General features: G+C 38.7%; 21 protein-coding genes and 2 pseudogenes. 19 read left to right on the plus strand and 4 right to left on the minus strand.

The window, feature by feature from the left end; translation table 11 throughout:
* The first annotated feature begins 142 nt into the window (after window positions 1-142).
* The 6 genes from glgB to SMIDD28_RS03265 are packed head-to-tail and all read left to right on the plus strand — an operon-like array spanning window position 143 to window position 7,590.
* Complete coding sequence (glgB, locus tag SMIDD28_RS03240; protein WP_061424675.1) at window positions 143-2,071, plus strand: 1,4-alpha-glucan branching protein GlgB; 1,929 nt, start codon at window positions 143-145, stop codon at window positions 2,069-2,071.
* A complete protein-coding gene (locus SMIDD28_RS03245) occupies window positions 2,061-3,203 on the plus strand; it encodes a glucose-1-phosphate adenylyltransferase (protein ID WP_061424677.1) in 1,143 nt (380 codons plus the stop codon). Before glgB ends, SMIDD28_RS03245 begins: the two co-directional genes overlap by 11 nt.
* On the plus strand, window positions 3,193-4,332 hold the full coding sequence (gene glgD, locus SMIDD28_RS03250; protein WP_061424679.1) for a glucose-1-phosphate adenylyltransferase subunit GlgD: 1,140 nt from the start codon (window positions 3,193-3,195) through the stop codon (window positions 4,330-4,332). Before SMIDD28_RS03245 ends, glgD begins: the two co-directional genes overlap by 11 nt.
* On the plus strand, window positions 4,329-5,762 hold the full coding sequence (gene glgA, locus SMIDD28_RS03255; RefSeq protein ID WP_061424681.1) for a glycogen synthase GlgA: 1,434 nt from the start codon (window positions 4,329-4,331) through the stop codon (window positions 5,760-5,762). Before glgD ends, glgA begins: the two co-directional genes overlap by 4 nt.
* 58 nt (window positions 5,763-5,820) lie before the next feature.
* Window positions 5,821-6,465: a phosphoserine phosphatase SerB gene (serB, locus tag SMIDD28_RS03260; RefSeq protein WP_061424683.1), complete on the plus strand. Its 645-nt coding sequence runs from the start codon at window positions 5,821-5,823 to the stop codon at window positions 6,463-6,465.
* 9 nt (window positions 6,466-6,474) lie between these two features.
* Complete coding sequence (locus tag SMIDD28_RS03265) at window positions 6,475-7,590, plus strand: glycerate kinase (RefSeq protein ID WP_061424687.1); 1,116 nt, start codon at window positions 6,475-6,477, stop codon at window positions 7,588-7,590.
* Here SMIDD28_RS03265 and SMIDD28_RS03270 read toward each other — a convergent pair.
* Window positions 7,587-8,033: a DUF1694 domain-containing protein gene (locus SMIDD28_RS03270; protein WP_061424689.1), complete on the minus strand. Its 447-nt coding sequence runs from the start codon at window positions 8,031-8,033 to the stop codon at window positions 7,587-7,589. The two genes, SMIDD28_RS03265 and SMIDD28_RS03270, sit on opposite strands and share 4 nt — an antisense overlap.
* Window positions 8,034-8,196: 163 nt before the next feature.
* Between SMIDD28_RS03270 and eno the strand changes: the two genes are divergently transcribed.
* Window positions 8,197-9,501: a surface-displayed alpha-enolase gene (gene eno / locus SMIDD28_RS03275; RefSeq protein ID WP_000022821.1), complete on the plus strand. Its 1,305-nt coding sequence runs from the start codon at window positions 8,197-8,199 to the stop codon at window positions 9,499-9,501.
* 170 nt (window positions 9,502-9,671) lie between these two features.
* On the opposite strand, the gene SMIDD28_RS12075 is transcribed toward eno, so the two are convergent.
* The gene (locus SMIDD28_RS12075) at window positions 9,672-9,842 is read right to left on the minus strand and encodes a hypothetical protein (RefSeq protein ID WP_231075128.1); all 171 of its coding nucleotides are present in this window, start codon (window positions 9,840-9,842) and stop codon (window positions 9,672-9,674) included.
* A gap of 142 nt (window positions 9,843-9,984) precedes the next feature.
* Here SMIDD28_RS12075 and SMIDD28_RS03280 point away from each other — a divergent pair, with 142 nt between their 5' ends.
* From SMIDD28_RS03280 to SMIDD28_RS03300, 5 genes are all read left to right on the plus strand, one after another.
* Entirely contained in the window at window positions 9,985-11,244 is a 1,260-nt protein-coding gene (locus SMIDD28_RS03280; protein WP_061424691.1) for a UDP-N-acetylglucosamine 1-carboxyvinyltransferase, read from the plus strand.
* A gap of 15 nt (window positions 11,245-11,259) precedes the next feature.
* Window positions 11,260-11,811, plus strand: a complete 552-nt coding sequence (locus SMIDD28_RS03285; RefSeq protein ID WP_061424695.1) for a GNAT family N-acetyltransferase — start codon at window positions 11,260-11,262, stop codon at window positions 11,809-11,811.
* Window positions 11,804-13,081 (plus strand): CBS-HotDog domain-containing transcription factor SpxR, encoded by a 1,278-nt coding sequence (spxR, locus tag SMIDD28_RS03290; RefSeq protein ID WP_061424696.1) that lies wholly within the window; start codon window positions 11,804-11,806, stop codon window positions 13,079-13,081. The genes SMIDD28_RS03285 and spxR overlap by 8 nt, the downstream gene beginning before the upstream one ends.
* A 15-nt stretch (window positions 13,082-13,096) precedes the next feature.
* A complete protein-coding gene (locus SMIDD28_RS03295; protein ID WP_061424698.1) occupies window positions 13,097-13,957 on the plus strand; it encodes a methionyl aminopeptidase in 861 nt (286 codons plus the stop codon).
* A 215-nt stretch (window positions 13,958-14,172) separates the two neighbouring features.
* Window positions 14,173-15,090 carry a bifunctional riboflavin kinase/FAD synthetase gene (locus tag SMIDD28_RS03300; protein ID WP_000587437.1) on the plus strand — a complete coding sequence of 306 codons (918 nt, stop codon included), beginning with the start codon at window positions 14,173-14,175 and terminating at the stop codon, window positions 15,088-15,090.
* Between the two features lie 90 nt (window positions 15,091-15,180).
* Here the strand turns inward: SMIDD28_RS03300 and SMIDD28_RS03305 are convergent, their stop codons facing one another.
* Complete coding sequence (locus SMIDD28_RS03305) at window positions 15,181-16,029, minus strand: YitT family protein (RefSeq protein ID WP_061424701.1); 849 nt, start codon at window positions 16,027-16,029, stop codon at window positions 15,181-15,183.
* A 141-nt stretch (window positions 16,030-16,170) separates the two neighbouring features.
* Between SMIDD28_RS03305 and SMIDD28_RS03310 the strand changes: the two genes are divergently transcribed.
* From SMIDD28_RS03310 to SMIDD28_RS03320, 3 genes are all read left to right on the plus strand, one after another.
* Window positions 16,171-17,010, plus strand: a complete 840-nt coding sequence (locus SMIDD28_RS03310; RefSeq protein ID WP_061424703.1) for a DegV family protein — start codon at window positions 16,171-16,173, stop codon at window positions 17,008-17,010.
* Between the two features lie 107 nt (window positions 17,011-17,117).
* Window positions 17,118-17,393 (plus strand): HU family DNA-binding protein, encoded by a 276-nt coding sequence (locus SMIDD28_RS03315; protein WP_001284637.1) that lies wholly within the window; start codon window positions 17,118-17,120, stop codon window positions 17,391-17,393.
* A 297-nt stretch (window positions 17,394-17,690) separates the two neighbouring features.
* Window positions 17,691-18,101 carry a DUF5301 domain-containing protein gene (locus SMIDD28_RS03320; RefSeq protein WP_061424705.1) on the plus strand — a complete coding sequence of 137 codons (411 nt, stop codon included), beginning with the start codon at window positions 17,691-17,693 and terminating at the stop codon, window positions 18,099-18,101.
* 175 nt (window positions 18,102-18,276) lie between these two features.
* Here SMIDD28_RS03320 and SMIDD28_RS12080 read toward each other — a convergent pair.
* Window positions 18,277-18,351 (minus strand): annotated as a pseudogene (locus SMIDD28_RS12080) (AraC family transcriptional regulator); the annotation flags it as partial.
* On the opposite strand from SMIDD28_RS12080, the gene SMIDD28_RS03325 reads away from it, so the two are divergent.
* From SMIDD28_RS03325 to SMIDD28_RS03340, 4 genes and pseudogenes are all read left to right on the plus strand, one after another.
* Window positions 18,344-19,252, plus strand: a complete 909-nt coding sequence (locus SMIDD28_RS03325; RefSeq protein ID WP_061424706.1) for a LysR family transcriptional regulator — start codon at window positions 18,344-18,346, stop codon at window positions 19,250-19,252. The pseudogene SMIDD28_RS12080 and the gene SMIDD28_RS03325 sit on opposite strands and share 8 nt — an antisense overlap.
* The gene (lspA, locus tag SMIDD28_RS03330; RefSeq protein WP_061424708.1) at window positions 19,249-19,710 is read left to right on the plus strand and encodes a signal peptidase II; all 462 of its coding nucleotides are present in this window, start codon (window positions 19,249-19,251) and stop codon (window positions 19,708-19,710) included. Before SMIDD28_RS03325 ends, lspA begins: the two co-directional genes overlap by 4 nt.
* On the plus strand, window positions 19,700-20,587 hold the full coding sequence (locus tag SMIDD28_RS03335) for an RluA family pseudouridine synthase (RefSeq protein ID WP_061424710.1): 888 nt from the start codon (window positions 19,700-19,702) through the stop codon (window positions 20,585-20,587). The genes lspA and SMIDD28_RS03335 overlap by 11 nt, the downstream gene beginning before the upstream one ends.
* Before the next feature lie 111 nt (window positions 20,588-20,698).
* Window positions 20,699-21,766, plus strand: a pseudogene (locus tag SMIDD28_RS03340) (MBL fold metallo-hydrolase); the annotation flags it as partial.
* Window position 21,767 lies beyond the last annotated feature (1 nt).

Here is a 21,767-nt window from a genome sequence, read left to right on the forward strand (position 1 = left end):
TTGATTTACAAGTGGACACATCAGTGAATTTGTTGAAGATTTTCAAAAGAATTTTTACCAAATATAGTAATTCACTTGAATCTTCTCTAAAAAGGTAGTATAATAAAACTATAGAAAACGCTTACAGAAAAGAGGAGGTATTATGGATAAAAGAGAAGCTTTGCGCACCTTTATGACAGGAGAAAATTTTCACCTTCAGCATTATCTAGGAGCACATAGGGAAGAGCTAAATGGAGAGTATGGTTATACATTTCGTGTATGGGCTCCCAATGCTCAGGCTGTCCACTTGGTGGGGGATTTTACCAACTGGATTGAAGGTCAGATTCCAATGGTAAGAAATGACTTTGGGGTCTGGGAAGTCTTTACCAACATGGCTCAAGAAGGGCATATTTACAAATATCATGTCACACGTCAAAATGGTCATCAACTGATGAAGATTGACCCTTTTGCTGTCAGATATGAGGCTCGTCCAGGAACAGGGGCAATCGTAACAGAGCTTCCAGAAAAGAAATGGAGGGATGGACTTTGGCTGGCACGAAGAAAACGTTGGGGCTTTGCTGAACGTCCTGTCAATATCTATGAAGTTCACGCTGGCTCATGGAAAAGAAATCCTGATGGTAGTCCTTATAGTTTTGCCCAGCTCAAGGATGAACTCATTCCTTATCTCGTTGAAATGAACTATACTCATATTGAGTTTATGCCTTTAATGTCCCATCCTCTGGGCTTGAGTTGGGGTTATCAACTTATGGGTTACTTCGCTTTAGAGCATGCTTATGGTCGACCAGAGGAGTTTCAAGATTTTGTTGAGGAGTGTCATATCCATAATATTGGGGTTATCGTAGACTGGGTACCTGGTCACTTTACCATTAATGATGATGCCTTAGCCTATTATGATGGGACACCGACTTTTGAATACCAAGACCATAATAAGGCTCATAACTATGGTTGGGGTGCCCTTAATTTTGACCTTGGAAAAAATGAAGTCCAGTCCTTCTTAATTTCTTGTATTAAGCATTGGATCGATGTCTATCATTTGGATGGTATTCGTGTGGATGCTGTTAGCAACATACTCTATTTGGACTATGACGATGCTCCATGGACACCTAATAAAGATGGGGGCAATCTCAACTATGAAGGTTATTATTTCCTTCAACGCTTGAATGACATTATTAAGTTAGAATATCCAGATGTGATGATGATTGCAGAAGAAAGTTCGTCAGCAACCAAGATTACGGGGACGAAAGAGCTTGGTGGTCTAGGATTTGATTATAAGTGGAATATGGGCTGGATGAATGACATCCTCCGTTTCTACGAAGAAGACCCTATTTACCGTAAGTATGACTTTAACTTAGTTACTTTCAGCTTTATGTATGTTTTCAATGAAAACTATCTCCTACCATTTTCACATGACGAAGTCGTTCATGGCAAGAAGAGCATGATGCATAAGATGTGGGGAGATCGTTACAATCAATTCGCAGGCTTGCGCAATCTCTACACTTACCAAATTTGTCACCCTGGTAAGAAATTGCTCTTCATGGGGAGCGAATACGGTCAATTCCTAGAATGGAAATCTGAGGAACAATTGGAATGGTCTAACCTAGAAGATCCTATGAATGCTAAAATGAAGTATTTCACTTCTCAGCTAAACCAGTTTTACAAAGATCATCGTTGTCTGTGGGAAATCGATACCAGCTATGATGGTATTGAAATCATTGATGCGGATAATCGAGACCAGAGTGTTCTTTCCTTTATTCGTAAGGGTAAAAAGGGAGAAATGTTAGTCTGTATCTTTAACATGGCACCTGTTGAACGGAAAGATTTTACAATCGGAATACCCGTTGCAGGAATTTACGAAGAAGTATGGAATACTGAGTTGGAAGAGTGGGGAGGCGTTTGGAAAGAACATAATCAAACTGTTCAAACGCAAGAAGGACAATGGAAAGATTATGAGCAGACCTTGACCTTTACCCTACCGGCTATGGGAGCTAGTGTATGGAAAATCAAACGCCGTTTGAAATCTGCAAAAACCGTCACAAGTAAAAACCAAAAAGGAGTAGAAAATGAAGAATGAAATGTTAGCTTTGATTCTTGCTGGTGGGCAAGGAACTCGTCTCGGTAAACTCACTCAAAGCATCGCAAAACCAGCTGTGCAATTTGGTGGGCGCTACCGTATCATTGACTTTGCCCTATCAAACTGTGCCAACTCAGGGATTCATAATGTGGGGGTCATTACACAGTATCAACCCCTTGCTCTCAACAATCATATCGGAAACGGTTCAAGCTGGGGACTAGATGGTATCAATTCTGGTGTCTCTATTCTTCAACCTTATTCTGCAAGTGAAGGAAATCGTTGGTTCGAAGGGACTAGTCACGCTATTTACCAAAATATCGACTATATCGACAGTGTCAATCCTGAGTATGTCTTGATTTTGTCTGGGGACCACATCTACAAAATGGACTATGATGATATGCTCCAGTCTCACAAGGATAATAATGCTAGTTTGACAGTAGCAGTTTTAGATGTCCCTCTTAAAGAAGCAAGCCGTTTTGGTATCATGAACACAGATGCCAATAATCGTATTGTAGAATTTGAAGAAAAACCAGCTCAACCTAAATCTACAAAAGCTTCTATGGGGATTTATATCTTTGATTGGCAACGTCTCCGTAATATGTTAGTCGCTGCTGAAAAGAGCAAAGTTGACATGTCAGACTTTGGTAAAAATGTCATTCCAAATTACCTTGAGTCAGGTGAAAGTGTTTATGCTTACGAATTTAGTGGTTACTGGAAAGATGTTGGTACCATTGAGTCACTTTGGGAAGCGAACATGGAGTACATTTCCCCAGAAAATGCCTTGGATAGCCGTAACCGTCAATGGAAGATTTACTCAAGAAACTTGATTTCACCACCAAACTTCCTTGGTGAACATGCTGATGTGGAAGATTCCTTGGTTGTGGATGGCTGTTTTGTAGATGGAACTGTTAAACATTCTATTCTTTCAACAGGGGCACAAGTTCGTGAAGGAGCAGAAGTCCTTGATTCGGTTATCATGAGTGGAGCCATCATTGGTAAGGGAGCTAAGATTAAACGAGCTATTATTGGCGAAGGTGCGATTATTTCTGACGGTGTCGAAATTGATGGAACAGAGGAAGTAGAAGTAGTAGGATATGATGAAGTAGTGGGGGTAGCAACAGATGAAGATTGATAAATATTCTGCCATTTTAGGAAACACAGTTGGTTTTCACGATATGTCAACATTGACAGACCACCGTCCAGTAGCAAGTTTGCCATTTGGTGGGAAATATCGTTTGATTGACTTCCCACTTTCAAGCCTTGCTAATGCAGGTGTTCGCAGCGTCTTTGGTATTTTCCAGCAGGATAATATCAGCTCAGTCTTTGACCACATTCGTTCAGGACGCGAGTGGGGCTTGTCAACCCTTCTTAGCCATTACTATCTAGGAATTTACAATACACGCGTTGAGAGTAGCACAGTAGGAAAAGAATATTACCAACAGCTGCTCACTTATTTGAAACGTTCTGGGTCAAACCAAACAGTTTCACTCAACTGTGATGTTTTGATTAACATTGATTTGAAGCAAGTTTTCCACCTACATAGTACAACAAAAGGGCCTATCACTGTAGTTTATAAAAAACTAGCTAAGAAAGATATTTCAGAAGTAAATGCAATCTTAGAAGTGGATGAAACAGACCATGTTCTTTCTCATAAACTCTTTGATAGCAAGTCAACAGCTGAAACGTTCAATATGTCTACAGATATTTTTGTCGTTGATACACCTTGGTTGATTGAACGCTTGGAAGAAGAAGCTAAAAAAGAACATCCAGAGAAGTTGCGTTATGTTTTACGGGATTTGGCTGCAAAAGAGGGAGCTTTCGCCTACGAGTACACAGGCTACCTTGCAAATATTCATTCTGTAGAGTCTTATTATCAAGCGAATATCGATATGCTTGAATCGCAAAAATTCTACTCTCTCTTCTCGCCAAACCAAAAGATTTATACAAAGGTTAAAAATGAAGAGCCAACTTACTATGCTAATACATCTAAGGTAAGTACTTCTCAGTTTGCATCTGGTAGTATCATTGAAGGTCAAGTGGCAAATTCTGTTCTATCACGTAATATTCATGTCCACAAGGATAGCTTGGTTAAAGATAGCTTACTTTTCCCTCGTGTTGTTATTGGAGAAGGTGCTCAGGTAGAATATGCTATCTTGGACAAGGGTGTTGAAGTTGAGCCTGGTGTTGTGATTCGTGGAACTACAGAACATCCAGTTGTTGTTAAGAAAGGTAGCAAAGTAACAGAGGATATTCATTCATGAAAATTTTATTTGTAGCAGCAGAGGGTGCACCCTTTTCAAAAACAGGTGGTTTGGGAGACGTTATTGGCGCTCTTCCAAAATCACTGGTAAAAGCTGGACATGAAGTTGCAGTGATTTTACCCTACTATGACATGGTAGAGGCTAAATTTGGAAATCAAATTGAAGATATTCTTCATTTTGAGGTGAGTGTTGGTTGGCGCAGACAGTACTGTGGGATTAAGAAAACAGTACTAAATGGTGTGACCTTCTACTTTATTGACAACCAATATTATTTCTTCCGCGGTCATGTTTACGGTGATTTTGACGACGGAGAACGCTTTGCCTTTTTCCAACTGGCTGCCATTGAGGCTATGGAAAGGATTGACTTTATTCCTGACCTTCTCCATGTTCATGACTACCATACAGCTATGATTCCTTTCTTGTTAAAGGAAAAATACCGTTGGATTCAAGCCTATCAAGGAATAAAAACTGTTTTAACCATTCATAATTTGGAATTCCAAGGACAATTTTCAGAAGGAATGTTATGGGATTTGTTTGGAGTCGGCTTTGAACGTTATGCTGATGGCACCCTTCGATGGAACAACTGTCTGAACTGGATGAAGGCTGGTATTCTTTATGCTGACCGTGTTTCAACTGTTTCGCCTAGCTATGCTCATGAAATTATGACCAGTCAGTTCGGATGTAACTTGGATCAAATTCTTCGAATGGAGTCTGGCAAGGTGTCTGGTATCGTGAATGGGATTGATGCTGATCTTTATAATCCTCAGACGGATGCTCTTTTAGACTATCATTTCAATCAGGAAGATTTGTCTGGAAAAGCCAAAAATAAGGCAAACTTGCAAGAAAGAGTTGGCTTACCAGTTAGAGCTGACGTTCCACTGGTGGGAATTGTTTCTCGTTTGACACGTCAAAAAGGTTTTGATGTGGTGGTCGAAAGTCTTCACCATATCTTGCAAAATGATGTTCAGATTGTTCTTTTGGGAACTGGTGATCCAGCCTTTGAAGAGGCTTTCTCATGGTTTGCTCAAATATACCCAGACAAGTTATCAGCAAATATCACTTTTGATGTCAAACTAGCTCAAGAAATCTACGCTGCTTGTGACCTCTTCCTCATGCCGAGTCGTTTCGAACCGTGTGGCTTGTCTCAAATGATGGCTATGCGTTACGGAACCTTGCCATTGGTCCATGAAGTTGGAGGCTTGCGAGATACAGTTCGCGCTTTCAATCCAATCGAAGGAAACGGTACTGGCTTTAGCTTTGACAATCTATCTCCTTATTGGTTAAATTGGACTTTCCAAACAGCTTTGGACTTGTATAGAAATAATCCAGACATTTGGAGAAACCTACAAAAACAAGCTATGGAGTGTGATTTCTCATGGGATACAGCCTGCAGGTCATACCTTGATTTGTACCATAGTTTAGTTAATTAATAGATAAAATCGTATGATGACTTCATACGATTTTTGGGCTGTTTAGAAAGGAGAACTGATGCTTCAAGTAAAAGGCTTGTGTGTTATGGATGTTGATGGAACCTTAATCCTAGAAGAAGTGATTGATCTTTTGGGAAGTGAGGTAGGTCGTGAGGAGGAAATTTCGCTGATTACAAGTCGAGCAATGCGAGGAGAGTTAGACTTTGAAAGCAGTTTAAGAAAAAGAGTTTCCTTGTTGGAAGGTCTTCCTGTTTCGGTTTTTGATAAAGTCTTCAACACTATTCATCTAACGCCAAATGCCCAGAAATTTATCTCTATTCTCCAAAAGAACGGCATCCTAGTTGGTCTGGTGTCTGGTGGATTTACACCAATAGTTGATAGATTAGCAAAATCACTTGGCATTGCCTATTTCTCTGCCAATCAACTTGAAGTTAAAGACGATCATCTAACAGGAAAATTAGTTGGACAAATTATTAGTCCCGAGGTTAAAAAAGAGACTCTGGAACAATGGAGAAAGGAACTAAAACTTTCTAAAGAAAGAACGATTGCAATCGGTGATGGGGCTAATGATTTATTAATGCTAAAGTCTGCAGGACTGGGAATTGCTTTTTGTGCCAAAGAGGTACTCAAAAAAGAAATACCACATCATGTTGACAAGAGGGATTTTTTAGAAGTTCTTCCTTTGATTGACTTTTTAGAATGAGGGAAAAATATGAAGATTGTAATTGCACCAGATTCGTTTAAGGAAAGCTTGACCGCTGAAGAGGTAGCTGAAGCTATTAAAAGAGGCTTCCAACAATCGATAGCAGATGTAGAATGTCTCCTCTGCCCTGTTGGTGATGGGGGAGAAGGTACTGTAGATGCTATCCGACATTCTCTTGACCTAGAAGAAAAATGGATTCAAGTTACAGGCCCTTTTGGCCAAAAAGAAGCCATACGCTATTTTCAAAAAGAACAACTGGCACTATTTGAAGTGGCTGACTTAGTTGGCCTTGGAAAAATTCCGATAGAGAAACGAAATCCACTTCAAATCCAGACTTGTGGTATTGGAGAGTTGATTCGTCATCTCATTGCTCAAGGGATTAAAGAAATCTATATCGGCGTTGGTGGTACGGCCAGTAATGACGGAGGAATTGGGATCGCTGCTGGTTTAGGTTATCAATTTTATGATGCGGATGGAAATGTCTTACCTGCATGCGGTCAATCCTTACTAAAATTAGCTTCTGTTTCAACAGAAAATCGCTATGAAATTCCTGAAGATGTTCAAATTCGTATTTTAGCAGATGTCGCGAGTCCCTTATGTGGTCATCAAGGTGCGACTTACACTTTTGGAAAGCAAAAAGGTTTAGATCCTACTATGTTTGCAGTCGTAGATCAGGCAATCCAAGATTTTTATGAAAAAGTCTCACCTGTAACATTGGAAATTAAAGGAGCAGGAGCTGGTGGAGGCATTGCTGGTGGTTTGTGTGCCTTTGCTCAGGCAAATATCGTGTCTGGAATTGATACCTGCTTGGACCTAATCAACTTTGATAAGAAAGTTTCAGATGCTGATTTGGTTATTATTGGAGAAGGAAGGCTAGATCGTCAAAGTTTAGCAGGTAAAGCGCCGATAGGCGTAGCAAAAAGAACCCCTGTCGGAGTTCCTGTCATTGCTATTTGTGGTAGTCTTGCTGAAGATTTACCATCCCTACCATTTGAAAATATCCAAGCTGCCTTTTCTATTTTAGAGAAAAACGAACCTTTAGAAGATAGTTTGAAAAATGCCAGTCTCTATCTGGAGCGCACGGCTGCCAATATAGGGCATTTATTAAATATGCGCAAGATTTAGCCAAACCATTTTTTCCATAAGGATGTTTTGGCTGGTTCTTCCTTTTTAACTTCCCAAAGTTTTGCAAAAGCAAGTCGAAGGTTCTTTTCTTCTACTTGAACTGGTGCATTGCTATGGATAATCAGGCCAAAAGGAGAAGAAGTATGCTCTTCAGATACAATGGTAGCTTGACTATTGGTTTCTTTTGCTTCTTTCAAGTAGAAAACTTGCTTGTCAAATTTGATGTTTGGTGAAATCTTCACAAATAGTGGATCTGCTTTTTCCTGAAGTTTTTCTAAAATAGATAAAAAGCCTTTTTCTAACTGAGGGCTATTTGCTGTGTCAATATCTGCATATCCAAGAACTCTTTCCTCAAAAGTACCAAGATAGTGTCTTTGCTCATCCGGATTTAATTTTGCTCCACCATGAGCTTTTTCAAGTAATTGTTTTGATAAATCTGTCATGAAAACAGTATATCATAAAAGTTAGAATAAAACAGACAAAAGAAAGCGATTACTTTATAAAGTTAAGGAAAATTTGCACAAAGATAACGTTTTTTCTTGAAAAAGGAGGGTTTTTAAGGTATTATAGAGGTGTAAAAAATTTAACTCATAAGGAGAGTAAAAAATGTCAATTATTACTGATGTTTACGCTCGCGAAGTCCTAGACTCACGCGGTAACCCAACACTTGAAGTAGAAGTTTACACTGAATCAGGTGCTTTCGGACGTGGTATGGTTCCATCAGGAGCTTCTACTGGTGAACACGAAGCAGTTGAACTTCGCGACGGTGACAAATCTCGTTACGGTGGTCTTGGTACACAAAAAGCTGTTGACAACGTAAACAACATCATTGCTGAAGCTATCATTGGCTACGATGTACGTGATCAACAAGCTATCGACCGTGCTATGATCGCTCTTGACGGTACTCCTAACAAAGGTAAATTGGGTGCAAACGCAATCCTTGGTGTGTCTATCGCTGTAGCTCGTGCTGCTGCTGACTACCTTGAAATCCCACTTTACAGCTACCTAGGTGGATTCAACACTAAAGTTCTTCCAACTCCAATGATGAACATCATCAACGGTGGTTCTCACTCTGACGCTCCAATCGCTTTCCAAGAATTCATGATTGTACCTGCTGGTGCGCCATCATTCAAAGAAGCTCTTCGTTGGGGTGCTGAAATCTTCCATGCTCTTAAGAAAATCCTTAAATCTCGTGGTTTGGAAACAGCCGTAGGTGACGAAGGTGGATTCGCTCCTCGTTTTGAAGGAACTGAAGACGGAGTTGAAACTATCCTTGCTGCTATCGAAGCTGCTGGATATGTTCCTGGTAAAGACGTATTTATCGGATTTGACTGTGCTTCATCAGAATTTTACGATAAAGAACGTAAAGTTTACGACTACACTAAATTCGAAGGTGAAGGAGCAGCTGTACGTACTGCTGCAGAACAAATCGATTACCTTGAAGAATTGGTAAACAAATACCCAATCATCACTATCGAAGATGGTATGGATGAAAATGACTGGGACGGTTGGAAAGCTCTTACTGAACGTCTTGGTGGTAAAGTTCAATTGGTTGGTGACGACTTCTTCGTAACAAACACTTCTTATCTTGAAAAAGGTATTGCAGAAGGTGCTGCTAACTCAATCCTTATTAAAGTTAACCAAATCGGTACTCTTACTGAAACATTCGACGCTATCGAAATGGCGAAAGAAGCTGGTTACACTGCCGTTGTATCACACCGTTCAGGTGAAACTGAAGATTCAACAATCGCTGACATCGCAGTTGCAACTAACGCAGGACAAATCAAGACTGGTTCACTTTCACGTACAGACCGTATCGCTAAATATAACCAATTGCTTCGCATCGAAGACCAACTTGGTGAAGTAGCTGAATACCGTGGATTGAAATCATTCTACAACTTGAAAAAATAAAATAGTTCACTGAACTATTTTATCCCGAACCTTGAAATTCAAAAGTTCGGCCGTTGATTTAACAACGTTTCTAGCCCCTCGGATTTTTTCCGAAGGGCTATTTTTGTATTTAGGGGGCAAAAAAGGGGGTAATAGCGCTTCGAGAAAGATTATACTCTTCGAAAATCTCTTCAAACCACGTCAATATCGCCTTGCCGTAGGTATAGGTAACTGACTTCGTCAGTTCTATCCACAACCTCAAAACAGTGTTTTGAGCTGACTTCGTCAGTTCTATCTACAACCTTAAAGCAGTGTTTTGAGCAGCCTGCGGCTAGCTTCCTAGTTTGCTTTTTGATTTTCATTGAGTATTAGTAATTCAGTTACTAACTCGTCAACTTTGATTTATCCAATATAATTGAAAAGGATGGAAAAAAGGATAAATTTATGATATACTTTATTTTAAAGACCTTATTAGAAATCTTGAAAGAGTATTGAAAACTTAGAATGAGAAAAATTGTTATCAATGGCGGATTACCACTGCAAGGTGAAATCACTATTAGTGGTGCTAAAAATAGTGTTGTAGCCTTAATTCCGGCTATTATCTTGGCTGATGATGTGGTGACTTTGGATTGTGTTCCAGATATTTCGGATGTAGCAAGTCTTGTCGAAATCATGGAATTGATGGGAGCTACTGTTAAGCGTTATGACGATGTCTTGGAGATTGATCCAAGAGGTGTTCAAAATATTCCAATGCCTTATGGGAAAATTAATAGTCTTCGTGCATCTTACTATTTTTATGGGAGCCTCTTAGGCCGTTTTAGTGAAGCGACAGTTGGTTTACCGGGAGGATGTGATCTTGGTCCTCGTCCGATTGACCTACACCTTAAGGCTTTTGAAGCTATGGGTGCCACTGTTAGCTACGAGGGAGATAACATGAAGTTATCTGCTAAAGATACAGGACTTCATGGTGCAAGTATTTACATGGACACGGTTAGTGTAGGGGCAACGATCAATACGATGATTGCTGCGGTTAAAGCGAATGGTCGTACTATTATTGAAAATGCAGCCCGTGAACCTGAAATTATTGATGTAGCTACCCTCTTGAATAATATGGGAGCCCATATCCGTGGTGCAGGAACTAATATCATCATTATTGATGGTGTTGAAAGATTACATGGAACCCGTCATCAGGTGATTCCAGACCGCATTGAAGCTGGAACCTATATTTCTTTAGCTGCTGCAGTCGGCAAGGGAATTCGTATAAATAATGTTCTTTACGAACACTTAGAAGGATTTATTGCTAAGCTGGAAGAAATGGGAGTGAGAATGACTGTATCTGAAGACAGCATTTTTGTCGAAGAGCAGTCTAATTTGAAAGCAATCAATATTAAGACAGCTCCTTACCCAGGCTTTGCAACTGATTTGCAACAACCGATTACCCCACTTTTACTAAGAGCGAATGGTCGTGGTACAATTGTCGATACGATTTACGAAAAACGTGTAAATCATGTTTTTGAACTAGCAAAGATGGATGCGGACATTTCGACGACAAATGGTCATATTTTGTACACAGGTGGTCGTGATTTACGTGGAGCCAGTGTTAAAGCAACTGACCTGAGAGCTGGTGCAGCTTTGGTTATTGCTGGTTTGATGGCCGAGGGACAAACTGAAATTACCAATATCGAGTTTATCTTACGTGGTTATTCTGATATTATCGAAAAATTACGTAATCTAGGAGCGGATATTACACTTGTTGAGGATTAAACCGTAGAGGTGTTTATGAATATTTGGACCAAATTAGCAATGTTTTCTTTTTTTGAAACGGATCGCTTGTATTTGCGTCCTTTCTTTTTTAGTGATAGTCAGGACTTCCATGAGATAGCTTCGAATCCAGAAAATCTTCAATTTATTTTCCCGACTCAGGCAAGTCTGGAAGAAAGTCAATATGCACTGGCCAATTACTTTATGAAGTCCCCTTTGGGAGTGTGGGCAATTTGTGACCAGAAAAATCAACAAATGATTGGTTCTATTAAATTTGAGAAGTTAGATGAAATCAAAAAAGAAGCTGAGCTTGGCTATTTTTTGAGAAAAGATGCTTGGTCGCAAGGATTTATGACAGAAGTTGTTAGAAAAATTTGTCAGCTTTCTTTTGAGGAATTTGGCTTAAAACAATTATCCATCATTACCCATCTTGAAAATGAAGCTAGTCAACGGGTTGCCCTTAAGTCTGGATTTCGATTGATTCGTCAGTTTAAAGGAAGTGATCGCTATACAAGGAAAATGCGGGATTATCTTGAATTTCGGTATGTAAAAGGAGAATTCAATGAGTAAGCATCAGGAAATTCTAAGCTATTTGGAGGAATTACCAGTAGGTAAAAGGGTCAGTGTTCGTAGTATTTCAAATCATCTGGGAGTCAGTGATGGAACTGCTTATCGGGCCATTAAAGAAGCTGAAAATCGTGGAATTGTAGAGACTCGACCAAGAAGTGGTACTATACGTGTTAAATCCCAGAAAGTTGCGATTGAAAGATTAACTTTTGCTGAAATTGCAGAAGTGACTTCTTCTGAGATTCTGGCTGGGCAAGAAGGTTTAGAGAGAGAATTTAGTAAGTTTTCAATCGGTGCTATGACCGAACAAAATATTTTGTCTTACCTTCATGATGGGGGACTCTTGATTGTCGGAGACCGTACCCGTATCCAACTGTTAGCACTTGAAAATGAAAATGCCGTTCTGGTTACAGGTGGATTTCAGGTTCATGATGATGTTCTTAAACTGGCCAATCAAAAAGGAATTCCTGTTCTGAGAAGCAAGCATGACACTTTCACTGTTGCGACTATGATCAATAAAGCCTTGTCAAATGTCCAAATCAAGACTGTTATTTTGACAGTTGAGAAGCTTTATCGTCCAAGTCATGAATATGGTTTTCTGAGAGAGACAGACACTGTTAAAGATTATTTGGACTTGGTACGCAAGAATCGTAGCAGTCGTTTTCCAGTTATTAACCAACATCAGGTTGTTGTTGGCGTTGTAACCATGAGAGATGCTGGTGATAAGTCACCAAGTACTACAATTGATAAGGTCATGTCTCGTAGTCTATTTTTAGTTGGATTATCGACAAATATTGCCAATGTGAGTCAACGGATGATTGCTGAAGACTTTGAAATGGTACCGGTTGTTCGGAATAATCAAACCTTGCTTGGAGTTGTGACGCGACGAGATGTCATGGAGAAGATGAGTCGTTCCCAAGTTTCTGCTCTACCGACTTTTTCTGAGCAAATTGGTCAAAAACTTTCTTATCACCATGATGAAGTAGTGATTACAGTGGAACCCTTTATGCTTGAGAAAAACGGTGTTTTAGCTAACGGTGTATTGGCGGAGATACTGACTCACATGACCCAAGATTTAGTTGTGAATAGTGGTCGCAATCTCATCATCGAGCAAATGCTGATCTACTTTTTGCAGGCTGTTCAGATAGATGATATACTGCGCATTCAAGCACGTATTATCCATCATACGAGACGATCAGCTATTATTGATTACGATATTTATAATGGTCACCAGATTGTTTCAAAAGCAAATGTGACTGTTAAAATTAATTAGAAACTAGGAGAAATAATGATAACATTAAAATCAGCTCGTGAAATCGAAGCTATGGACAAGGCTGGAGATTTTCTAGCAAGTATTCATATCGGCTTACGTGATTTGATTAAGCCTGGCGTAGATATGTGGGAAGTTGAAGAGTATGTCCGCCGTCGTTGTAAGGAAGAAAATTTCCTTCCGCTTCAGATTGGGGTTGATGGTGCCATGATGGACTATCCTTATGCTACCTGTTGCTCTCTTAATGATGAAGTGGCTCATGCTTTCCCTCGTCACTATATCTTGAAAGATGGTGATTTGCTCAAAGTTGATATGGTTTTGGGAGGTCCAATTGCTAAATCTGACCTGAATGTCTCAAAATTAAACTTCAACAATGTTGATCAAATGAAGAAATACACTCAGAGCTATTCTGGTGGTCTAGCAGACTCTTGTTGGGCTTATGCTGTAGGTACACCGTCCAAAGAAGTCAAAAACTTGATGGATGTAACCAAAGAAGCTATGTACAAGGGGATTGAACAAGCTGTTGTTGGAAATCGTATCGGTGATATCGGTGCAGCTATTCAAGAATATGCTGAAAGTCGTGGTTACGGTGTAGTGCGTGATTTGGTTGGTCATGGTGTTGGCCCAACCATGCACGAAGAACCAATGGTTCCTAACTATGGTATTGCAGGTCGTGGACTCCGTCTTCGTGAAGGCATGGTACTGACCATTGAACCGATGATTAATACAGGTGACTGGGAAATTGATACAGATATGAAGACCGGTTGGGCGCATAAGACCATTGACGGTGGATTGTCATGTCAGTATGAACACCAATTTGTCATTACGAAAGATGGACCTGTTATCTTGACTAGCCAAGGTGAAGAAGGAACTTATTAATAGAAAGCGGAAATACTGCTGGAAATTCATTTTGTTAGAAAACCCATTAAATCTTTTCATAAAAAACGCATTGTATCAAGCTTTTAATGCCTGGTATAATGCGTTTTTCTGATTTCAAAAATAAAATTCTTCTAAAATAGTACACTTCAGGTTAAAAAAATGACATTTCAGATTTTCTGTTCCAGAAATAGCTATCGCTATGATATAATTAGTTTATGATTATTACTATTCCTATAAAAAACCAAAAAGATATTGGCACACCATCTGATTCAGTCGTTGTTCTTGGCTATTTTGATGGCATACATAAGGGGCATCAAGAATTATTTCGTGTTGCCAATAAGGCTGCGAGAAAGGATTTATTGCCTATCGTGGTTATGACCTTTAATGAATCACCAAAGATTGCTTTAGAGCCTTATCATCCAGATTTGTTTTTACATATTTTAAATCCTGCTGAACGTGAAAGAAAATTAAAGCGTGAAGGTGTAGAGGAATTATATCTCCTTGATTTTAGTAGTCAATTCGCTAGTCTCACGGCAGAAGAATTTTTTGCAACTTATATCAAGGCTATGAATGCCAAAATTATTGTTGCAGGTTTTGATTATACATTTGGTTCTGACAAAAAAACAGCAGAAGATTTAAAGGATTACTTTGATGGAGAAGTTATCATTGTTCCACCTGTAGAAGATGAGAAAGGAAAGATTAGTTCAACTCGTATCCGTCAAGCTATTTTAGATGGAAATGTGAAAGAAGCAGGAGAACTTTTGGGGGCACCGCTTCCATCAAGAGGGATGGTGGTTCATGGCAATGCTCGTGGTCGTACGATTGGTTATCCAACAGCTAATTTGGTGCTTTTAGATCGTACTTATATGCCAGCAGATGGCGTTTATGTCGTTGATGTTGAGATTCAAAGACAGAAGTATCGTGCTATGGCTAGTGTCGGGAAAAATGTGACCTTTGATGGAGAAGAAGCACGTTTTGAAGTCAATATTTTTGATTTTAATCAAGATATTTATGGGGAAACCGTCATGGTTTATTGGCTTGATCGCATTCGAGATATGACCAAATTTGACTCAGTTGACCAATTAGTGGATCAGTTAAAGGCAGATGAAGAAGTTGCTCGGAATTGGTCTTAAGAGTAGTTTGGGTAATTAAAAAAGAGGTTGTTTGTAACCCAAAAGATAGATGAATAAGTCTAACTTTTGAGGTCACGACATTACCTCTTTTTATTCTTTTTCAAAGGTGAATCCTTCTCCAAGGATTTCATGGGCTTCTGTAATAGTGATAAAGGCTTGAGGATCAATTCGATGAATCATTTCCTTCATTTTTACAATTTCATTTCTTCCGACAATACAGTAGATAATCTTCAAATCTTTTTGACTATAGTAGCCTTGACCGGAAATAAAAGTAACACCTCTTCCTAGGTCATCATTGATTGCTTTAGCAAGTTGGTCAGGACGTTTTGTGATAATCATAAAGCCTTTACCAGCATATCCTCCTTCACCAATCAAATCAATAACACGAGAAACAATAAAATCAAATAAGAGCGTGTAGGAAACCAATCTCAAGTCCTTGAAGATTAGGAGAATGAGCATGAGAATACAAAAATCTAAGATAAAGAGCAGCTTTCCCATAGATATATGAGTGTATTTGTTGATAATACGAGCTAGAATATCAGTTCCGCCAGTTGTACCTCCAGCATTAAAAATAATTCCAAGGCCAATTCCCAATAGGATTCCTGCTATAAGGGCTGTGATTAGTAAATCACCTTGAAGATCAATATGAAGTGGAATACGCTCAAAAAAGGCTAACCAGGCGGATAAGGCTAAGGTTCCAAGCAAACTAGAATAGAGAGATTTTGCTCCAAATATTTTCCAAGCTAGGATGAAAAGGGGAATGTTAATCAGCAGGTTCATGAGAGAAACAGGTATTTTAAAAAGATAAAAGGTGATGAGGGTAATACCTGTCGCCCCTCCTTCAAAGAGATGATGAGGAACTACAAAATAAGTCAGCCCAAAAGCATAAATAGCAGCACCTAGTAAAATGGTTAAAATAGGATAAATTTTTTTAATCATAGGACACCTCTTTTCTTATAAGTTGATTATATCAAATTTTTACGGAAAATTTGAGTGACTCCATTAGGATTTTTAATCTTTTTTTGATATAATTAGAAGTAAGAAAACCAATCTGAATCCTAAAATAGAAAGATTGATACTATGACAAAAATTAAGATTGTAACCGATTCATCTGTTACTATTGAACCAGAACTAGTAAAGCAATTAGATATTACAATTGTTCCATTATCTGTAATGATTGATAATGTTGTTTATTCTGATGCTGATTTGAAAGAAGAAGGTAAGTTTCTTCAGTTGATGCAAGAAAGTAAGAACCTTCCTAAAACAAGTCAACCACCTGTAGGTGTTTTCGCTGAAGTTTTTGAAGACTTGTGCAAGGATGTCAGTCAGATTCTTGCTATTCATATGTCCCATGCCCTTTCAGGTACTGTAGAAGCAGCGCGCCAAGGTGCTAGTTTATCTACTGCTGACGTAACAGTTATTGACAGTTCCTTCACTGACCAAGCCTTGAAATTCCAAGTTGTCGAAGCTGCTAAATTAGCACAAGAAGGCAAAGATATGGAGGAAATTCTGTCTCATGTAGAAGAAGTAAAAAACCATACAGAGCTCTATATTGGCGTTTCTACTCTAGAAAATCTAGTAAAAGGTGGACGAATTGGTCGTGTAACTGGATTGTTAAGCTCACTTCTCAATATCCGTGTTGTCATGCAGATGAAAGATCATGAATTGCAACCAATGGTTAAAGGGCGTGGAGCTAAAACTTTTAAAAAATGGTTGGATGAGTTGATAACATTGCTCTCTGACCGTTCTGTAGCAGAGATTGGAATTTCATATTCTGGTAGTGCTGATTGGGCAAAAGAGATGAAAGAAAGCTTACAAGCTTATGTTGAACAGCCAATTTCTGTTTTGGAAACGGGTTCCATTATTCAAACTCACACGGGTGAGAACGCTTGGGCTATTTTGGTACGTTACCACTCCTAAAAAAATAAAGAAAATGGGAAGAAATAGCACTTTTAACTTGACCTAAAAGGGATTTTAGGATATGATTATAGTTGTTAATTAGAAATTAATTTGGAGGAATCATTAACATGGCAAACAAACAAGATTTGATCGCTAAAGTAGCAGAAGCTACAGAATTGACTAAGAAAGACTCAGCAGCAGCAGTTGAAGCTGTATTCGCAGCAGTAGCTGACTACCTTGCAGCTGGTGAAAAAGTTCAATTGATCGGTTTTGGTAACTTTGAAGTTCGTGAGCGTGCGGCACGTAAAGGTCGCAACCCACAAACTGGTAAAGAAATCACAATTGCAGCTTCTAAAGTTCCAGCATTCAAAGCTGGTAAAGCTCTTAAAGACGCTGTTAAATAATCAGCCTTTGAAAAGCCTATTGTATCAAGCTTTCTAGCTTGGTCAGTAGGCTTTTTTTGTGTATAGGGTGCAAAAAAGGGCAAAATCTGAATGAATTAGTATCGGAAAAAATTCTATGTACGAAGCGAATTTATCGGCTACTTTATCTTTTATTTTACAAATATAAAATAGCAAAATATAAAACTTTTACATTAATGAATGTTATAAGGGAATAAGATATTGTAAAAATTGCTAAGGTTTGATACTATAATTGTATCTCAGAGAAAAAGTAAGAAGAATGAAAGGATGTAAACTTGTATGAAACATCTTATCACCATAATAGTCTGTTCAATCTCATTTCTTGTTCTATCTGCTTGCGTTAGTAAGAAAAAACTTATTCTTCCTGAACCTGAAAGTATTTCTGTAATTTCTCTGCAGAAAAAACTCTCTGAAGATGTTAAAACTATCAACAAGAGAGAAGAAATCTCAAAATTGATTAAGGAGATACAGAAACAGTCAAAATCTACCTCTTTGGAGAGTGTAAATGATCAACCGACAAATGTTAAAGATTACATCATTATCAAGTTTTATCATCAGAATGAAGAAAAGGATAGTGTAGTCTATCTATATACTAAGAAGAAAAGACAGTATATTGAGCAACCTTATGCTGGTATCTGGGAAGTAAATCCAGATATAGCTAATAGGATTGAAGAGACTTTTTCTAGTTGATTTATAGAATTCAAGAAATGTTTAGAGAGTTTTCTTGTATTATGTTTTAAACGGTAAATCAAAAAGATTTGCTGTTTTTATTTGATTGAAATCAGATAAGGACTGAAAAAAGACATTATTCTAATTCTTGGATTGGGATGTTAGAGTCTTCATTGAGTCTTGAAAATTTCCATACTTTTTTCCTTTTTGGAAAACTTCTAAAATATGGTATAATGAAAAGATAAAGAAGTTGGGGGTAGAAGATGAACATTCAACAATTACGCTATGTTGTGGCTATTGCAAATAGTGGTACTTTCCGTGAAGCTGCTGAAAAGATGTATGTTAGTCAGCCGAGTCTGTCTATTTCTGTTCGTGATTTGGAAAAGGAATTGGGCTTTAAGATTTTTCGTCGGACCAGCTCAGGGACTTTCTTGACTCGTCGTGGTATGGAATTTTATGAAAAAGCGCAAGAATTGGTTAAAGGATTTGATGTTTTTCAAAATCAGTATGCCAATCCTGAAGAAGAAAAAGATGAATTTTCCATTGCCAGTCAGCACTATGACTTCTTGCCACCGACGATTACGGCTTTTTCAGAGCGCTATCCTGACTATAAGAACTTTCGTATTTTTGAATCAACTACTGTTCAAATCTTAGACGAAGTTGCTCAAGGGCATAGTGAGATTGGGATTATCTACCTCAACAATCAAAATAAAAAGGGGATTATGCAGCGGGTTGAAAAGCTAGGTCTAGAGGTCATTGAATTGATTCCCTTCCATACCCACATTTATCTTCGAGAGGGTCATCCTTTAGCTCAGAAAGAGGAATTGGTCATGGAGGATTTAGCGGATCTACCGACAGTTCGTTTTACTCAAGAGAAAGACGAGTACCTTTATTATTCAGAGAATTTTGTCGATACCAGCGCGAGCTCACAGATGTTTAATGTGACAGACCGTGCTACCTTGAATGGTATTTTAGAGCGGACGGACGCCTATGCGACAGGGTCTGGATTTTTAGATAGTGACAGTGTTAATGGCATCACAGTTATTCGTCTCAAGGATAACCTAGATAATCGCATGGTCTATGTTAAACGTGAAGAAGTGGAGCTGAGTCAGGCTGGAACTCTTTTCGTAGAAGTCGTGCAAGAATATTTTGATCAGAAGAGGAAATCATGAAAAAAAGAGGAATAGTGGCAGTCATTGTACTGCTTTTGATTGCGCTGGATCAGTTAGTTAAATCCTATATCGTCCAACAGATTCCACTGGGTGAAGTGCGCTCCTGGATTCCCAATTTCGTTAGCTTGACCTACCTGCAAAATCGAGGGGCAGCCTTTTCTATCTTACAAGATCAGCAGTTGTTATTTGCTATCATTACTCTGGTCGTCGTGGTAGGTGCCATTTGGTATCTACATAAGCACATGGAGGACTCACTCTGGATGGTCTTGGGTTTGACCTTGATTATCGCAGGTGGTCTTGGAAATTTTATTGACAGGGTGAGTCAGGGTTTTGTTGTGGATATGATCCACCTTGACTTTATCAATTTTGCAATTTTCAATGTGGCAGATAGCTATCTGACTGTTGGAGTGATTATTTTATTGATTGCAATGTTAAAAGAGGAAATAAATGGAAATTAAAATTGAAACTGGTGGCCTGCGTTTGGATAAGGCTTTGTCGGATTTGACAGAATTATCACGCAGTCTCGCGAATGAACAAATCAAATCAGGTCAGGTCTTGGTCAATGGTCAAGTCAAGAAAGCTAAATACACAGTCCAAGAGGGCGATGTCGTCACTTACCATGTGCCAGAACCAGAGGTTTTAGAGTATGTGGCTGAGAATCTTCCGCTAGACATCATCTACCAAGATGAGGACGTGGCCGTCGTTAACAAACCTCAGGGGATGGTTGTGCATCCGAGTGCTGGTCATACTAGTGGAACCCTAGTAAATGCCCTTATGTATCATATTAAGGACTTGTCTGGTATCAATGGGGTTTTGCGTCCGGGAATTGTTCACCGTATTGATAAGGATACGTCAGGTCTTCTTATGATTGCTAAAAATGATGAGGCGCATCTAGCACTTGCCCAAGAGCTCAAGGATAAAAAGTCTTTACGCAAATATTGGGCGATTGTTCATGGAAATTTGCCCAATGATCGCGGTGTGATTGAAGCACCGATTGGCCGTAGTGAAAAGGACCGTAAGAAACAGGCTGTGACTGCTAAAGGGAAGCCTGCGGTAACTCGTTTCCACGTCTTGGAACGCTTTGGCGATTATAGCTTAGTGGAGTTACAACTGGAGACAGGTCGCACTCATCAAATCCGTGTTCACATGGCTTATATTGGTCATCCAGTCGCTGGTGATGAAGTCTATGGTCCACGCAAGACTTTGAAAGGGCATGGGCAATTTCTTCATGCCAAGACTCTAGGGTTTACTCATCCGAGAACAGGTGATCCCTTGGAATTTACAGCAGATATCCCAGAGATTTTTAAGGAAACATTAGAGAGATTGAGGAAGTAAGAATGAAGTGTAAAAAGAAGTCCAGTATAATTATGGTAACTGCAATCTTAATTATAATATATATATATATATATATATAATGGGTTAACGCTAGAAAAATATTTTGGCTTTTCCAGTAATAAAATACATTTTGTTAATGTACTGACTGCAGGAAGTGATGCTATTATTTTGGAAAGTAATGGTCATTTTGCCATGATTGATGTAGGAGAAGATTATGATTTTCCTGATGGTAGTAATCCTAAATATCCTTTGAGACCAGGAATCGGTACTTCTTATAAGCATGTAATGACAGATAGAGTATTCCGTCATTTGAAGGAATTGGGTGTCCGAAAACTTGATTTTATTTTGGTGACCCATACCCACAGTGACCATATTGGAAATATGGATGAAATATTAGATAAATACCCTGTTGATCGTATTTATATGAAAAGATATGATGATAGTCGTATAACTGATAAAAATCGTTTGTGGGATAATCTCTACGGATATGATAATGCGATTAAAGCTGCAAATCGTAATGGGGTGAAATTGATTCAAGATATTTCAAATGAAGAATCCCGTTTTACAATGGGAGACATGGATATTCAGCTCTATAATTATGAAAATGAATATGATGAGAATGGAAATCTTAAACCTGTTTGGGACGATAATTCCAATTCCTTGATTAGTGTAGTCAAAGTCAATGGCAAGAAAATTTACCTTGGGGGCGACTTAGATAATGTTCATGGAGCAGAAGACAAGTATGGTCCTCTTATTGGAAAAGTTGATTTGATGAAGTTTAATCATCATAAGGATACCGAAAAATCAAATACAAAAAACTTTATATTAAATCTATCTCCAGAAATCATAGTGCAGACAAGTGATGCTGTTCCAGGTTTTTATGATAGTCCTATTGTAGACAACCCTGAATATATAGCATGGTTAGATAGTTTAGGGATAAAGCGAATAAATGCAGCTAGTACAGAATATGATGCAACTGTTTTTGATATTAGACAAAATGGCATAGTTGATATAAGTAAACAATATAAAAAAATACCATCGTTTGTTTCGGGATGGCATCAGAAATCTAATGGCGATTGGTGGTACCAAGCACCAGATTCTACAGGAAATTATTCTATCGGTTGGAACGAAATTGATGGAAAAAGATATTATTTTAATCAAAAAGGAATTCTAATAGAGC

Origin of the sequence: Streptococcus mitis, from assembly GCF_001579045.1 — a bacterium.
In the GTDB taxonomy this organism is placed as follows: Bacteria; Bacillota; Bacilli; order Lactobacillales; family Streptococcaceae; genus Streptococcus; species Streptococcus mitis_D.